General features: G+C 70.5%; 10 protein-coding genes. 1 reads left to right on the plus strand and 9 read right to left on the minus strand.

Annotated features, from left to right (window positions below; translation table 11 throughout):
- The 7 genes from AB0G28_RS16520 to AB0G28_RS16550 form a co-directional block, all read right to left on the minus strand.
- Positions 1-1,254, minus strand: a complete 1,254-nt coding sequence (locus AB0G28_RS16520) for a CHAT domain-containing protein (protein WP_361089019.1) — start codon at positions 1,252-1,254, stop codon at positions 1-3.
- Positions 1,251-1,520 carry a hypothetical protein gene (locus tag AB0G28_RS16525; RefSeq protein ID WP_361089021.1) on the minus strand — a complete coding sequence of 90 codons (270 nt, stop codon included), beginning with the start codon at positions 1,518-1,520 and terminating at the stop codon, positions 1,251-1,253. Before AB0G28_RS16525 ends, AB0G28_RS16520 begins: the two co-directional genes overlap by 4 nt.
- 1 nt (position 1,521) lies before the next feature.
- Positions 1,522-3,447, minus strand: coding sequence for a hypothetical protein (locus AB0G28_RS16530; RefSeq protein WP_361089023.1), 1,926 nt, complete (start codon positions 3,445-3,447; stop codon positions 1,522-1,524).
- Positions 3,448-3,472: 25 nt separating this feature from the next.
- On the minus strand, positions 3,473-4,951 hold the full coding sequence (locus tag AB0G28_RS16535) for a hypothetical protein (protein WP_361089025.1): 1,479 nt from the start codon (positions 4,949-4,951) through the stop codon (positions 3,473-3,475).
- A 139-nt stretch (positions 4,952-5,090) separates the two neighbouring features.
- Positions 5,091-5,813 (minus strand): Crp/Fnr family transcriptional regulator, encoded by a 723-nt coding sequence (locus AB0G28_RS16540; protein WP_361089027.1) that lies wholly within the window; start codon positions 5,811-5,813, stop codon positions 5,091-5,093.
- A gap of 48 nt (positions 5,814-5,861) precedes the next feature.
- On the minus strand, positions 5,862-6,554 hold the full coding sequence (locus AB0G28_RS16545) for a Crp/Fnr family transcriptional regulator (protein ID WP_361089029.1): 693 nt from the start codon (positions 6,552-6,554) through the stop codon (positions 5,862-5,864).
- Positions 6,555-6,648: 94 nt separating this feature from the next.
- Positions 6,649-10,989, minus strand: coding sequence for a hypothetical protein (locus AB0G28_RS16550; protein ID WP_361089031.1), 4,341 nt, complete (start codon positions 10,987-10,989; stop codon positions 6,649-6,651).
- Between the two features lie 77 nt (positions 10,990-11,066).
- Here AB0G28_RS16550 and AB0G28_RS16555 point away from each other — a divergent pair, with 77 nt between their 5' ends.
- A complete protein-coding gene (locus AB0G28_RS16555; RefSeq protein WP_361089033.1) occupies positions 11,067-11,435 on the plus strand; it encodes a hypothetical protein in 369 nt (122 codons plus the stop codon).
- Positions 11,436-11,468: 33 nt separating this feature from the next.
- On the opposite strand, the gene AB0G28_RS16560 is transcribed toward AB0G28_RS16555, so the two are convergent.
- Positions 11,469-13,955 (minus strand): DNA topoisomerase (ATP-hydrolyzing), encoded by a 2,487-nt coding sequence (locus AB0G28_RS16560; RefSeq protein ID WP_361089035.1) that lies wholly within the window; start codon positions 13,953-13,955, stop codon positions 11,469-11,471.
- A gap of 29 nt (positions 13,956-13,984) precedes the next feature.
- On the minus strand, positions 13,985-16,036 hold the full coding sequence (locus AB0G28_RS16565; protein WP_361089037.1) for a DNA topoisomerase IV subunit B: 2,052 nt from the start codon (positions 16,034-16,036) through the stop codon (positions 13,985-13,987).
- Positions 16,037-16,137: the final 101 nt, after the last annotated feature.

The raw sequence follows: 16,137 nt of genomic DNA on the forward strand, positions 1-16,137 counted from the left end.
TCAGAGCCTGCGGAACAGGACCGGCACGTCGGCGCCGCGCCCGTTGCTCTCGCCGGCCACCATCGCCGCCCGGCCGAACCGGAACGCCGGTTCGATCGCCCGCCCGGCCACCAGCGCCTGGTAGAAACCCACGCTGAAGTCCATGGCGGACCGGTCGCCGATCCAGCTGCGCATGCCGATCACGTAGCTGATGTGCTCGGCCAGCGCCTGCGCCAGATCATCGCTATAGCACGCGTTGACGATCACGCACTCGACGCTGTCGGACACCTCCTTGAACAACGCGGCGATCCCTGCGGTGGAGAGCAGCCTCCGCCCCCCGTCCTCGGTCTCGGCGACGAACCGCCCGTCCTCGGCCCCGTGCCCGGACAGGTGGACGATCCGCGGCGAGAAGTCGAGCAGCGCCTGGGTCAGGTCCCTGGCCCGCAGCGCGCCGTGCTCGGCCAGTTCGAAGCGGTCGCGCTCGAACCCGAGCCGCAGGGTCTGCTTGATGTCCCGCACCTCGGCCGCGAGCCTGAGGTGCTCGGCGTCGGAGGGATTCGCGGCCAGGTAGAGGATCCGCACCTGATCCGGGTTCGCCGTGACCGTCTCGCCGACCTGCACCGAGAGCTTCTTCGCGTTCTCCGTCCGCTGGGCCGTGCCGTCGACGCACACCGCGCTGAGGTGGACCGGCACTTCGCGGCCGGCTTCCCGGGCCAGCACGTGGAACGCGAACGACTCGCTTTCGCCCGGCTGCAGGCAGCCGAGATCGGCGGAGACCCCGGTGGGGTCCATCACGAACGGTCCCTGCAGGCTCAGCCGGCCCCAGCTGATCGGGGTCGGGCCGGTGTTGGTCACGCTCCCGCGCAGCGTGTCCCAGACGCCGTGGGCCAGCACCGGCGTCGACAACGTGATGTCGAACTGCGGCGCCGGCACTTTGACGTCCTCCACGGCGGCGGCCACCGCCAGCGGCGAACTGAAGTCCGAAACCCGGAACGCCGCCCCGCGGTGGTCGCGGAAGGAGAAGTTGGTGCTGGTCGCTTCCCAGCTGCCGGCCTGCCGTGGGCGGACGCGGACGACCGCGGTACAGCTTTCACCCGGCGCCAGCCGTGCTGCCTCCAGGGCCCGGCTGCCCCGCACCGCGGGGACCTGGGGCGGCAGCCGGAGCGTGAAGACGATGTTCGTGCAGGTTCCGTCGCCGTTGTTGGTCAGGCGGACGGTGATATCGGCCGGCCGGCCGACGTTCAGCCGGCCGGCCAGCACCTCGGCCTTGATCATTTCGGCAGCCCTTCGAGCAGCGTGGCCCGCCCGTGGTGCGCGGTGAGGCAGCTTTTGCAGTGCACTGCGAAACCCGCCGGGGCCACACCGAACCCTTCGGGCGGCACCACATCCGTGAGCCGCGCCGGGGCGAAGGCATCGTCCAGCGCGACGACCATCTGGTCCTTGCGGCACAGCGGTTTGCCGCAGTGGTGGCAGACGGCGTCGATCACGACGCCGTCCTGGTCGTCTTCCCGTTCGCTGCAGTCACTGCATTCCCACGCCATTTCACTTCTCCCCGTCCCACGGGCCGTCCGCCCGGTTCAGCTCGGCCATCTCTTGTTCGATCTCCGCGTCGAACTGCCGGAACAGCTCTTCCGAGATCCGGCCCTCCGCGACGGCGGCCTGGAAGTCACGCCGTCGCCGCCGAAGCTCCTGGAGCGCCTTCGCCCGGTCGTCGTCCCTCGGCCCGGCATGGCGGGACCGGTGCCCGCGGTCGCCGCCGCGCCCGGCCGGTTCGGGCCGCTTCCGCTCTTTCAGCGTGTCGGAGACGATGTCCTGCAGCCCGTACCAGACGGACTCGATGCGTTCCTCCATCTCCGAGCTGGCGAAGGCACCCTTGACCGACAACCGGACCTTGCTGTTGCCCGATTCCGCGTGGATGTCGCCGCCGTAGATCTCTTCGCCGGCCAGCCCGACGTAGAAGTCGACCGGGTAGACGCCTTCGTAGAGCCGGCCACCGATGTCCCACGCCCGGTTCAGCGCGTTGGCCCGGTCGCCGTTGCGCGGCGCGTGCCCGATGACCCACTTGACGTAGTAGCCGCTGTTGCTCATCGCGTCCGTCAGGGCGATCAGCGTCTCGTGGTCCGGGATCACCCCGGGGTACTCGTGGCTTTCCGGGCGGACCAGGAGATCGTCCTTCTTCTGGTCGGGCACCACGCGGACGTCCTGGTACCGCACGCCACTGAGGCTGAGCGAGACGCCGGCGGTGACCTCGGTCTTCACCTCGCCGTCGCGGCCGCCCTTCCGGCGCCCGCCCATCGGGTGGTAGAAGTCGACCCCTTCGAGCCCGGACAGCGCTCCCTTGAAGGAAACCACGAGCGAGCCGGTGATCACGTCGGTGAGCTGGATCCGGTCCTCGAACCGGACGGCGAGGGTCAGCCGGTGGTCCGTCCGAGCCCCCAGCGGCAGCTGCTTCCACTCGATCATCCGGCCGCCGGTGACCGGGTCGGCCTGACCGCCGATGGTCGCGCTCTCGGAGAGGAACTCGACGTTGCCCCAGGAGGTCGGGACGTAGAGGGTCAGCCGTTCGACCTTGTCCGCCTCCAGGCTCGCCTCCTCCGACGGCCAGTTGCCCAGCCACTGCAGGTCCAGCTGCAGGGCTCGCTGGTCGGATTCGGGAACCAGGGACGGGGTCAGCCACAGCGGGAAGGCGTCGACCTCCAGGCCGCTGGTGAGCCGGTGCTTCAAGTCGAGCTGCCACTTCGCGCCGGCCCGGCTTTCCGGTGAGGCGAGGAACGCGTGCTCGTGGACCAGGCCCGTCAGCGGCAGCACCGGCGGCGTGAGCGCCCGGTCGGCGAACTCCAGCCCGGCCCGGCCGCGCAGGACCGCGTACCCGGCCGAGAACTCGACGTCCTGGGCGGGGTCGAGCCGGTACTTCGTGCGGTAGTCGCGCAGGCGGTCCTGGTCCGGGCGGCCGAAGGTCATGTCCAGCGTGATGCCGCCCTCGACCGGGGTGACCGAGCTGTAGTAGGTGCCCTTCTCGTCCAGCACGAGGTTGCCCTGCACGAGTTCCCGCACGTGGACCGAATCGATGCTCGGCACCACCGGCAGCTTGGGGCGGTTCGCGAACGCCACGGCGGTCCGGCGGTGGTCCTCGAACCAGGCCAGGCCGCCGCCGGCGAGACCGCCCAGGAACAGCACCAGCCCGACGGCCACCGAAGCGAACATCAGCAGCACACCCAGGCCGGCCACGGCCGCCGCGACGAAGACGTACTTGCGGATCGACGGCTTCACGACGTGGAGGTGGTCGGCGCAGTGCTGTGGCTCGGCCTTCTGGAACCCGAGGCCGTCGAACTCGCTGGTGACGACCTGGCCCGAGCGGTGTTCCTTGCACAGCGGGCGGCCACAGTGGTGGCACAGTGCCGCTATTTCCGGTGACCCGCAGCGGTGGCACCGGGCCTGCGGGGCCCGCGACCGGATCTTGATCGACATCTGTCCGTCTCCCTCTCGTGGCGGGTCAGTGCGTGGCGCGGATGCGGGCGAAGCGGTCCCGGATGACGGCGTGCAGTGCGTTCATCTCGCGGGTGATCGCCCCGCTCGTCCGCGGCAGCGCGCCGTACATGAACAACCTGAGCTCGCCACTCGGGAAGGTGGTGGTGAAAGTCTGGCCGCCGCGGCGGATCTGCCGTTCGGTCTCGTGCCGGCTCCCTTCGACGTAGAGCTGCAGCAGCATCTTCTCGGGCCCTTCCGGGCGCTCGGCCGTGCCCGCCCACTGCCGCCTCGTCCCGTCGTCCGAGATCGGCCGGAAGTGCACGGTGAAGCCCCTCGTGCGCAGGGCGTTCTCGATGTCGGCGACGCGCGCGTCCTCGGGGATCACCTCGTCGAAGTACAGGTGCTGGTGCGGTTTGAGGGTGCGCCGCGCGAAGGCGTCGTCGAGGATCAGGTGGATCCGCGAATCGACCCAGCTGACCTCTTCGTGGCCGTCGCTCTCGGCTCGGCGGCCCGTGCCGTCGAACAGCCGGGTCCGCATGCCCGAAAGCAGGTAGCCCGGGATCTTCACCTCCACCCGGCCGTCCAGGCTCGGCTGCTGGTACAGCTCACCGGGCTGTTCGATCACCAGCGCCATCCCCTCGCTGACGAACTCGAGCTCGTCCTCCCGGCCGGCGGTCTCCCGGACCCGCCGCATCGGGATGTCCCGCCACTCGATGCTGCGCTCGACCGGGTTGTAGGTGATCGGCGCCTGGCCTTTCGGCAGCTTGAGGGTGAGTGCCTGCAGGGAGGTGATGGACGGCCAGTCGAGCGAGATCCGGTCGATCACCGGGCTCGGCTCGTCCCGCTTCTCCTTCCACGGCAGGATCAGCCTGACCTCGAGGAGCAGGCACAGGAAGGACTCGAAGTTCGGCTGCTGGCCCAGTTTCGAGAAGTCCACCCCGCCCTGGCCGTCCGGGGTGATCGTGCCGATGTCGCCGACGGTGTCCGGGTCGAGCAGGTCCGCCTGGACCTTGATCGGGATCACTTCCAGCAGGCTCGGCTTCGGCGCGTACTCGTGGCTGATCACGCAGGCGTGCCGGTCGCCGCTCAGCTCCGGCAGCCCACCCGGGCTGCCCTCCCCGGTGACCGGGACGCGGATCGGGAGCGATCCGTAGGTGTCGTCGAGGCCGAGGCGGTCCCCCAGATCGGTCTGCTGGTGGCCGCTGAACACCACGTGCCCGATCAGCGCGCTGACCGGCTCGTCGGGGTGCTTGCCGCGCACCGCGGCCTCGACGTCGTCGCAGGCCTGGCGGGTGAAGTGGTCGGCACCGTCGAACGGCACGACGATTTCGATCTCACCGCTGGGCGGATCACTGCGCTGGGTGGAGGAGTTGCGCGAAATCTCCTGCTCGTAGTGGTACCGCTCGGTCAGCCGCACGGTTTCGGGGAAGGCCCGCGCGAAGACGTCCTCTCCGGACGCCGGGCCGGCCCGGCGTCCGGAAAGCCCGCTGACTGCGCTGCGCATCTGCTGGAACCTGTCACGGGGAGTCGGCATCGAGAACCCTTTCGGCGCGGCAACCGCATTGCGGCGAAGTCCTGCCAACGGCGGTGGCGGGAAGAGGACGGCCCTTACTTTGTGACAGAACGCGACGGCCGACCCCGTACTAGTACGGGATCTCGTCAGGAAGTTCGCCGAATCGACGCAGCCGGCGCAGATCGGTGACGAGCACGCGCCGGTACCGCCGGTCGACCGCACCCGCCTCTTCGAGCAGCCGGAAGGCCTTTTCCACCGAGCTCAGCCCGGTCCCGGCCAGGGACGCGATGTCCTTCTGCGACAGCGGAATGCCGGATTGCCGGTCGGCGTCGGGGGTTTCGCCCCACCGTTGCGTGACCTCCAGCAGCGTGCGGGCGACCCGGACCGGCGCCGGGCACACCATGAAGTCGATCCCGCGGCGGTCGGAGCCGCGCAACCGCTCGCTGAGCACCCGGGCCACCGCCAGGCACGCTTCCGGGCTGTGCTCGAGGAAGTCGCCGAGATCCGGGCTGTGGATGATCCGGCCCTGGACCGGGACGCACGTGATCACGTGCGCCGCCCGCGGGCGCCGTTCCAGCGTCGCCATCTCGCCCAGCAGGTCACCGCGGCCCCGGACGGCGAGGACGACGTCCCGGCCTCGCTCGGTGTCGACGACGATCTTGACCAGGCCCCGGAGCACGAGCAGGGTGTGCCGCGCCGAATCGCCCTGGCGGATGATGCGCTGGTGCGCCTCGTAACCGACCGGGGTGCCGAGCCGGAGCAGCGCTTCCCGCGCCCCGCGGCTGAGCCTGCCGAGCAGGGAACGGGCCGGCCATTCCTCGACGTCCACCGGCAGCACTGTGCCGCGCTCCACGCCGGGGAACCCCGTGCTGGCACGGGATTGCCTCATCTCACGCCGGCGTCACGGTGCCAGTCCGGCGGCCGCGCGCAACGCGGGGAGATCGAGGATCGTCATCCGCCGGTAACCGGTGTCGAGGACGTTCCGGCGCCGGAGCTCGGTGAGCGACTTGTGCACGGTCGGCTCGGCGGCGCCGATCAGCGCCGCGAGCTCGGGCTGGGTGATGGGGAAACCGACCTCCCAGCCGCGCGGCGTCGGCGTGCCGTAGGCCGAGACCAGTGCGACGAGGATGCGGGCCAGCCGTCCCGGCACGTCGTAGCCGCTGAAGTCGATCCGGCGCTGGGTGGACCACCTGAGCTTGGCGGCGACCATCCGGCTGACGGCCAGCCCCGCGTCCGGGTACCGGATGAGGAAGCGCTGGAACTCCGGGCGGCCGATCACCCGGGCACGCAGCCTGCCGACGGCCGTCACCGTGGCCGACCGGGGCTCTCCGTCCAGCCCGGCGAGCTCTCCGACCAGGTCGCCACTGCTCCGGACGGCCAGCAGGGCGTGGCCGCCGTCGGCGGTCGTCGCCGTCACCTTGACCCACCCCGCCAGCAGCAGGACGACGAAGGTGGTCGATTCCCCTTGGCGCACCAGGATGTTTCCCGGGTGGTAAACCCGCTCGGTGCCGATCCGGACGAGCGCGGACACCGTCGCCGGCGCCAACGCGGCGAACAATCCGTGTTCCGACGGCAGCTGATCGCGGACCACCACGGGCGAGCTCGCCCCCTTCCCGTGCCGAGTGAACGGAATTCACTCCCACAAGCTCGCAGATAATGGCGCGAGTGTTACAACTCGCCGGGTTCGATCATTGCGGGCGGGGCAAAAGGTTCCCATGGGATTGTTCCGCGTCGTGGATCAGCTCGTCGAGGAGTGACCGGCGTTCCGGGGTCGTTCCCGGCTCCGCCCGCAGCCGCAGCAATCGTGCCGCGACGTCTCCCGGGTCGCGTAGCCCGGCCGGCGTGCACGGTCCCGGCACCCAGGTGCCGATTGCCTGGTGGGAGGCGGTGTCCAGCGGGCCTCCGTCGCCGGGGACGGCCAGGAGCAGCGGTTCCCAGTCGCCGAGGAAGGCCAGCCCGGCCAGCCGGCCGGCTTCGACGCTCGGATGCAGCCCGGCGGTGTCGAACGCGGCGAGCAGGCGGTGGGCGGTGTCCGGTTCGGCGCTTTCCCGGGCAAGAGCGCCCAGTGCGGCGAGCACCCGCGCCCGGGGCGTCGATTCAACGATTCCATAACGGCCGCTGGAAACTCTTTCGGCGACTGTAGCGAGATCGCGCTTTCCGGCGATCTCGAATACTCGGGGAAGTGTATTCGTCAGTCTGGCGGCCGCGACGGCGAGTACCCATTCGCTCTCGTCTTCGTGGCTTTTCCGGAGCAGGAAATCACGGGCGGCCGCACCGAGGGGCGGTACGGGCTGGAGCAGAAGGTCCCACGAGGGCCCGTACTTCGCCAGCTCCTCGAGCGCGCCGTCCACTCCGTCGGCGAGGAGCCGGTCCAGTTCGTGGGGGCCCGGGCTCGTGTGGGCCAGCATGGTGCGCCACGACCAGTGCCACCGCTCCGCGATGTCACGGTCGCGAAGGACGCGGGTCGCCTGCCTGGTCACGGTGAACCCGCGCCGCCGGTCCTGGGTGGCGATGGCTTGACCGAGCGCGGCCAGGCCTTCGATCCGGTCCGCCGTCACGATGGGGGCGAGTTCGGCGACGAGGTTCGCCGCATGGTCCACCGAGGCGGGGGAGGACACCGCGGCGGCGGCGATCAGCAGGAGGTGCGGCGGCGAGTCCACCCGGGCGGCGAAGACCAGGGAGTCCCGGTCCTGCGGGCTGTCGCGCAGGATCCGGTGGGCCAGTGCCACCGCCTCCTCCTCCGGCAGATCGGCCGGAACCGGCAGCCGCGAGGCCGCCCGGGGGTCGCGGTCGACGTGCCCGGCTTCCTCCAGGAGATCACCGACCGAGGAGGCGATGCCGTAGCGGAACCTCCGGCACAGGAGTTCGGCGCGGGTTCCGTGCCGTTCGAGCAGTTCGACCCGCCGGCGGTTGGCTTCCCGGATGTCCTCGGCCCGGAACAACGCCGGAAGCCGGGCTTCGAGGTCGGCGAGGTGCCTCGGCGTCAGCGCGGCCCGGGCTTCCGCCAGCCGGTCCGGCACCAGCACCTTGAACGACCGCAGCACGTCGTCCGCCGCCGCCGCGACCGCGGGCTCGGCGGAAGAGAACAGTTCCGCCAGCAGCACCTCGAGCCCGCGGAGCTGGCCGGCCTTGATCACCGAGATGGCCGCGACCCGGACGCCGGCGGCGTAGTCACCGGTGAGGAGGGCGCCGAGAACCCCGCGGACCCAATGCCCGAAGGCCGCGTCTGCCTCGTTCGGGACGACATGGGGCCCGAGCACGTCGAGGATGTCGAGCTGGGTCGAAGCAGGAGTCGTCTCCCGGAGGAGGATGTCGCCGAGCGCCTGCCGGGCGGCCGGGATCGCGGTCAGCAGCAGCGCGTCGGCCGCCACGCGGTGTGCGTACGACCCGGCGGCCGGATCGGCGAGCAGCGTTTCCCACGCCGGCAGGTGGCCGGGGGCGATGGCCGGCCGGAACGACAGCAGCCGGGCCGCGTACCGGGGATCGGCGGTGCCCACGCTCCGCACCATCCGGTCGACGACCGCGTCGGGTGTGCTGGGCAGCCGTGCCGCGAACAGGCAGACGTCGCGCCAGGCGAACGAGCGGGCGCGCTCCGGGACGAGGCCGGCTTCCCGGCTCAACGCCCGCGCCGCGAAGAAGTCCCGTTCCGCCCGCCGCCGGAACCGCACGCTCGGCCCGGTGGGTTCGAGGATTCCGCGATCGACGAAAGCGCTCACGTCGACGCCGGGCCGTACCGGACGGTCGGTGTCCACGGCGGCCGCGGCGACCGAGCCGAGTGCCGCCAGCTCGCCTTCGGTCAGGCCGGCGCCGAAGTACTTTTGGTACGAGTAGCCGAACGGTTGCCTCGCCGTGGTGACGGCTTCGGCGATCATGGCGACGAATCCCGGCGGCGCCACGCCGTCGGCGCGGTGCACGTCCAGGATTTCCTTCTTCGTCGCGTCGCGTGTCGACTCCGGCAGTTCGAACCGCTGGAGGAACCGGGAGATTTCCCAGTCACCCCAGGACCTCAGCTCGATCACCGGGATTCCGAACGCGTCGGCGGCCCAGGCCCCGTTGCGTGCCGCCACGGTCAGCCGGACCCGGGGGAAGCGCTCGAGCAGCGACCGGGACCACGCGGCGATCCGGTTCCGTTCGTCGCCGGGCAGCTCGTCGACGCCGTCGAGCAGGAGGTGAACGGCGCCGAGCACGAGTGTTTCGCGGGGCAGGTCTTCCGGCAGGCCGGCGGCGGTCACCAGGAGAGGCATGCGCAGCGGCGGCGCCTGCGGACCGGGCCGGGCGATGTCGAGGGCGCCGGAGTGAGCCAGCTCGCGCAGGAGCCGGGACTTCCCGGCGCCGGGGCCGCCGGCCAGCACCGCCGTCCTCCCCACCGGGACGGGTTGCGCGACGTGGAAGGTCTCGTGTTCCCGCGAGAGTTCGATGACCAGTTCGCGGGCGGGTTCGAGATACCGGGCCCGGACGAAGCGGTCCCGCAGTTCGTCGACGCCGGGGGCGTCGATGCCCGGGTGCCGGGAGTCCACGGTGGCCAGCAGGCCGGTCACCGCCGTGACGGCGTCCGGCCGGGTGAGATCGACGAGCGGGGACAACCGGTTCACCGGCTCGAGCAGGTCGTCCCAGTGGGCGTAAGGATCCTCGGTGGCCAGCCATTCCGCGGCCACCGCGGCGGCCGCGTGGACCGCCTGGAGCGCTTGTGGGGTTTGGCTGTCCCATTTGACCGTGCGATAGACCGACAGGTGCAGCTGGGCGAGGTAGTCGAGCCAAGCGTCGTCGCCGGGGAAGGCGAGCTGGGCTTGCGTCCTGATCTCGTGGAGGACCTGGAAGGCCACGAGAGCGCTGCCCGTGAGCTCCGCGGCGAAGGCCGCTTCCAGTTCGGTGAGGTCGTTCACCAGCGGCCGGAACCGGGAGGCGAGCGCGAGGCAACGCTGGATGCGCACGAGATCCCCGTAGGAGAGCCCGGCGAAGACGTCACGGAGCAGGCTGACCTCCAGCCACGCGGCGTCCGACAGCACCGGGCGGTCGCCGGCCGTCTCGGCGAAGTCGATCAAAAGCGGCTCGTTCTCGACGCACATGACGTTGCGAGCGTTGAGATCCCCGTGCGCGACCCCGCGGACCCGGCCGAACCGGGGATCCGTGAGCACGGGACGCAGGCCGATGGCCGGGTCGGCGGTCGGCACACCGTCGGCGACGACCGATTCGCCGGACCGTTCGACGGCGGTGAAGGCACCGTCGAGTTTCCGCCGCTGTTCGGCGAACCGGCTCCGGATCACGTGGCCGGCGAGCACCGGCCGGCCGTCGGGTGTTTCGACGCGGATTTCCCGCGCGCCCGAATCCGCTATGCGCAATTCCCGCCCGGCCGGGAATTCGCCGGAACCGAGGGAGACGTCGAGGACGTTTTCCGCGTAGATCGGTTCGGCTTGCACTTCCGCCGGGCCGAGCACCAGGTCGGGTCCGAGCGAAGGGTTGAGATCACGGAGGCTGCGTTGCGTGCGCACCTTCCGGCGGCTGTGGAAAGGGTCGGACATCTTCGTGAACAACCGCTCGATCAGCCGCCGGACCTCGGTGACTCCGGCTTGCCCGTCGAAGGCGGCCCGGACGAGGTCTTCGAGCGTCGGCGCCGGCGTTCTCGGCCGGCCCGCGTAGGCGGTGACGTGCGCGTACACCACGGCCTCGACTTCGCCGTCCCGCTGTTCGGCCGCGTCCACGGCCCCCGGTGTCGCCTCCTGGATCGGTGCGCACAACGCTGCCGGGTAGTGCGCCAGAAAGCGGCGGAAATTCGCGTACTCGCGGGCCATTTCACCGGCCGGGCCGATCTTCACGACGCGTTGCCGGTATTCGTCCCCGGCGCGCAAGGCGACCTCGATGACGACCGCGCCGCTGCGGCCGACGTCGATCACTCGCGTGATTTCAATCGTTTCGACCGGGCCGTGCCAGCCGTCCGCGGAATGGCTGATTCGCTGCAGGGCGTGCCGGATCAGGCCGCCTCGGCCGGGCGGGAGTTCGACGTTCCGTGCGAGGATTTCCGCGTCGGCCACCTGTACCTCCCCGGCGAGGTGCGTACGCTGGCCACCTTACCGAGGTCCTGTCACCGGCGAAAACACCCGGAGGTCGTATGTCGGAGGAGGCCCGGCGGCAGCAGGCGTGGGCCGCGGTGTGCACGAGGTGGCGGCGGATCGCCGGCGACGCGAACTGGTTCGCCCTGCGGGATCGGTTCGACGAACTCGTGGCGGCCACCCGTGGCGGTGAGGACACGCTCGCCGGATGGCACGCGCTCGAGGCGGACATCGCCCGCCTCACCGCGGCGGAGCTGGATCAGACGATCCGCCACGGGGAGCTCGCCGACGAGACCCCGGCCTGGTTCGCCGGCTCAGCGACGACGTACGGCTGCCCGCTCGGCCGCTGCGACCGGGCGGTGCGGGCGGCGCCGGGCAGTCCGCCGAAGTGCCTGCTCTTCGGCGTCCCGATGGCCGAGCCGAGGTGACCTTCGGGGTGAAGGTCACCTCGGGGACCGCCGTCAGTCGCGTTCGATGAGGTGGCCGACCACGTCCGGGCCCGGGTGCGCGTGACCCGAGCCGTCGCGGCGGACGTCGATCTCCGGGAGTTCCACCGGGTCGCCGTTGCGCGCCGCACCTGCCGGGCGTGGGCCGATCCACGCCACTCGCAGCGCCGTCTCGCCCTTGAGGAACCGCTGGGCCCTGACTCCGCCCGTGGCGCGGCCCTTGGCCGGGTACTCGCTGAACGGCGTCACCTTCACGCTCTGGCCGGTCGCGGTGATCACCAGGGGCTCGCCGTGCTCGTCGTCGTCCGTGCGGACCGCGCCGAAGAACACCACCGACGCGCCCGCACCCAGGTTCATGCCCGCCATGCCGCCACCCTTGAGGCCCTGCGGGCGGACCAGGGACGCCGCGTACTTGAGCAGCGACGCCTCCGACGACACGAACGCCAGCGTCTCCGAACCGTCCGTCAGCCACGTGGCGCCGACGACCTCGTCGCCGTCCTTGAGGCTGATCACCTCGAACTCGTCCGAGCGGACCGGCCACTCCGGCGCGCAGATCTTCACGACGCCGGCCCGGGTGCCGAGCGCGAGGCCCGGTGAGCCCGCCGCCTGTTCACCCAGCGGGGCGATCCCGACGACCGTCTCGCCCTTCTCCAGCGGCACCAGTTCCTTCGCCGCCATGCCGCCGCGCAGCGAGACCGTGCCGGCCTGCTCGGGCAGCACCGGCAGCGGCAGCACGTCCGTCTTGAACGCCCGGCCGCGGCTGGTCACCAGCAGTACCTGCCCGCGCGCGGTCGTGTGGACGAGCGCCGCCACGGCGTCGTGCTTCACGCGGCCGTTGCGGCGGCGCGTCTCGGTCGCTTCTTCGGACTCGGCCGCGGTGCGCGCCACCAGCCCGGTCGCCGAGAGGATCACCTGGCACGGGTCGTCCGCGACCTCCAGCGGCCCGGACGGCTTCGATGCGGCCAGGACCTCCTTCAGGTCGCCGTCGATCAGCGCGGTGCGGCGCTCGGTCGGGAAGTCCTTCGCGATCTTCGCCAGCTCCGACGAGACGAGCTTCTTCAGCACCGACTCGTCGTCGAGGATCTTGGTCAGCTCCGCGATTTCCTCGCGCAGCCGCTCCTGCTCCGCCTCGAGTTCGAGGCGGTCGTACTTGGTCAGCCGGCGCAGTGGCGTGTCCAGGATGTACGTCGCCTGGATCTCCGACAGCTTGAAGCGTGTCATCAGGCCGTCCTTCGCGGCCTGCGCGTTCTCGCTCTCGCGGATGAGCCGGATCACCTTGTCGATGTTCAGCAGCGCGATCAGCAGGCCGTCGACCAGGTGCAGCCGCTCTTCACGCTTGCGGCGGCGGTACTTGGTCCGCCGCGTGACGACGTCGTAGCGGTGCCGGAGGAAGACCTCCAGGAGCTCCTTCAGGCCCAGCGTCTGCGGCTGGCCGTCGACGAGCACCAGGTTGTTGATGCCGAACGACTGCTCCAGCGGCGTGAGCCGGTAGAGGTCGGCCAGCAGGGCCTGCGGGTTGACGCCGACCTTGCACTCGATGACCAGCCGGGTGCCGTTCTCGCGGTCGGTGAGGTCCTTGACGTCGGCGATGCCGGTGAGCCGCTTGGACTTGTTGACCTCGTCGGTGATCTTCTCGATCACCTTCTCCGGGCCGACGCCGTAGGGCAGCTCGGTGACCGTGATCGCCTGCCGCCCGCGGCTGCCTTCCAGCGGTCCGGTCTCGACGCTCGCGCGCATCCGGACCACGCCGCGGCCGGTCTCGTACGCGCGGCGGACCTCGTCGAGGCCCAGCAGCTTGCCGCCGGTCGGGAGGTCGGGGCCGGGGACGAACTCCATCAGCTTGTCGAGCGTCGCGGACGGGTGCGTGATCAGCCACCGCGCCGCGGCGATGACCTCGCCGAGGTTGTGCGGGATCATGTTGGTCGCCATCCCGACCGCGATCCCGGACGTGCCGTTGACCAGCAGGTTCGGGAACGCCGCCGGCAGCACGGACGGCTCTTCGAGCGAGCCGTCGTAGTTCGGCCGGAAGTCGACGGTGTCCTCGCCCAGCTCGCCGACCAGCTGCATCGCTTCCGGCGACATGCGGGCTTCGGTGTACCGCGAGGCGGCCGGGCCGTCGTCGGGCGAGCCGAAGTTGCCGTGGCCGTCGATCAGCGGGACGTTCAGCGAGAAGTCCTGCGCCAGCCGGACCATCGCGTCGTAGATCGCGACGTCGCCGTGGGGGTGGTACTTGCCCATCACGTCGCCGACCACGCGCGACGACTTCACGTACGCGTGCGTCGGCCGGTAGCCGTTCTCGTTCATCGAATACAGGATCCGGCGGTGCACCGGCTTGAGCCCGTCCCGCGCGTCCGGCAGGGCGCGCGAGTGGATGACCGAGTACGCGTACTCCAGGTAGGAGTCTTCGATCTCGGTCTTCAGCGAGTTGTCGAAGACGTGCGCACCGGGGGAGTCGAACGCGCTGGGATCGACCTTGGTGGTGCTGCCCTTGCGGCGTGCCACGGGGAAACTCCTTGGTAGCTGAGCGAAAATCAGGCGTCGATGGCTTCGCGGTCGACCCGGTCGGAGGAGGCGACCAGCCAGTTCCGCCGGGGCTCGACCTTCTCGCCCATCAGCAGTTCCAGCGCCGCCTCCGCGGCCTCGGCGTCGTCCATGGTGATGCGGCGCACCGAGCGCGTGGCCGGGTTCATCGTGGTCTCCCACAGCTCGTCGGCGTCCATCTCGCCGAGACCCTTGAACCGCGGCACCGGCGTGACGATGTTCTTGCCCGCCTTCTCCAGCTCGGCGAACTTCTGCTCCATCTCCCGCTGGGTGAAGGTGAAGTGCGTCTCCGGGTTGCGGCCCTTCGTGACGAGCTTGTGCAGCGGCGGCATCGCCGCGTACAGCCGGCCGTCCTCGATCACCGGGCGCATGTACTTCGCGAACAGCGTGATCAGCAGCGTGCGGATGTGCGAGCCGTCGACGTCGGCGTCCGCCATCAGGATGACCCGGCCGTAGCGCATGGTCGAGAGGTCGAACGTGCGCCCGGTGCCCGCGCCGAGCACCTGCACGATCGACGCGATCTCGGCGTTCTTCAGCGTGTCGCCGAGCGACGCCTTCTGGACGTTCAGGATCTTGCCGCGCAGCGGCAGCAGCGCCTGGTACTCCGACACGCGCGCCATCCGCGCCGACCCGAGCGCGCTGTCACCTTCGACCAGGAACAGCTCGCTGCGGGAGACGCCGGTGGTGCGGCAGTCGACCAGCTTCGGCGGCATCGCCGCGCCTTCCAGCGCGGTCTTGCGCCGGGCGGCGTCCTTCTGCTGCTTCTGGGTGAGCCGGACGCGGGAGGCGTCGACCACCTTCTGCAGCACGACCTTGGCCTCGGACTTCGTCTTGCGGTCCTCGGTCCAGGCCTTGACGTGCTTGTCGACGATGCCCTGCAGGACACGGGTGATGCCGGCGGTGGACAGCTCGTCCTTGGTCTGCGACGTGAACTGCGGCTCCGGCAGCCGGACGTGCACCACGGCCGTCATGCCCTCGAGGACGTCCTCCAGGGTCGGCATGTCCTCCTTGGGCTTGAGCAGCCCGCGGGTCTTGGAGATGGCCTCCTGCAACGCCTTCGTCACCGCGCGGTCGAAGCCGCGGCGGTGGGTGCCGCCGTGGACGTTGCGGATCGTGTTGGTGAAGCACTCGACTGTGCGCTCGTAGCCGGTGCCCCAGCGCAGCGCCACCTCGACCTCGGCGTGACGCTCCACATTGGACTGCATGACGCCGGCGGCGTCGGCCGCGTTCTCCTTGTACGTGCCTTCGCCGGTGATCAGCAGCGTGCCGCAGACCGGCTTCTCGCCCGACGGCGTGAGGAAGTCGACCATGTCGGCCAGGCCGTGCGGGAAGTGGAACGTCTCCTCGTTGATCGTGTCTTCGATCGCGGTGCGCAGCACGTACGTGACGCCCGGGACGAGGAAGGCGGTGTTGCGCAGCTTCGCCCGGACGCCTTCGACGTCCAGCGCCGCGCCGGACTCGAAGTAGCGCGAGTCGTACCAGTAGCGGATCGACGTGCCGCTGCGCTCGCCGCGCTTCATCTTGCCGGTGACGTTCAGCCCGGACCGGCGGGTGAACTTCGCCTTCGGGCCGGGCCCGTCGAAAATGCCCGGGACGCCGTGCTTGAACGACATCTGGTGGACCTTGCCGTCCTGCTTCACCGTGACGTCGAAGCGGTGCGACAGCGCGTTGACGGCCGAAGCGCCGACGCCGTGCAGGCCGCCGGAGGTCTTGTAGCCGGAGCCGCCGAACTTGCCGCCGGCGTGCAGGCGCGTCAGCACCAGCTCGACGCCGGACAAACCGGACTTGGCGTGGGTGCCGGTCGGGATGCCGCGGCCGTCGTCGTCCACCTGGACGCTGCCGTCGGCGTGCAGGGTGACGACGACCTTCGTCGCGTGGCCGGCGACACCTTCGTCCGTGGAGTTGTCCACCACCTCGGAGAAGAGGTGGTTGATGCCCCGGCTGTCGGTGGAGCCGATGTACATCCCGGGTCGTTTGCGGACGGCTTCGAGACCCTCGAGATGCGTCAGGTCGTCGGCCCCGTACAAGGTCTCGGCAGTCACAGGGTCGTTCTCCCGGATCGTGGCTCGCGAAAGTGCTGGTGGTGGTGCGGACTCGGCCTGCACCGTACTGCAGGATATCCGCCCGCCCCGACAGTTTCCGC

Origin of the sequence: Amycolatopsis sp. NPDC021455, from assembly GCF_040640995.1 — a bacterium.
In the GTDB taxonomy this organism is placed as follows: Bacteria; Actinomycetota; Actinomycetes; order Mycobacteriales; family Pseudonocardiaceae; genus Amycolatopsis.

Bases quoted from the DNA above. Each gene is read 5' to 3' on its own strand.
- AB0G28_RS16520 (WP_361089019.1), bottom strand. From the start codon at position 1,254: ATGATCAAGGCCGAGGTGCTGGCCGGCCGGCTGAACGTCGGCCGGCCG.
- AB0G28_RS16525 (WP_361089021.1), bottom strand. From the start codon at position 1,520: ATGGCGTGGGAATGCAGTGACTGCAGCGAACGGGAAGACGACCAGGAC.
- AB0G28_RS16530 (WP_361089023.1), bottom strand. From the start codon at position 3,447: ATGTCGATCAAGATCCGGTCGCGGGCCCCGCAGGCCCGGTGCCACCGC.
- AB0G28_RS16535 (WP_361089025.1), bottom strand. From the start codon at position 4,951: ATGCGCAGCGCAGTCAGCGGGCTTTCCGGACGCCGGGCCGGCCCGGCG.
- AB0G28_RS16555 (WP_361089033.1), top strand. From the start codon at position 11,067: ATGTCGGAGGAGGCCCGGCGGCAGCAGGCGTGGGCCGCGGTGTGCACG.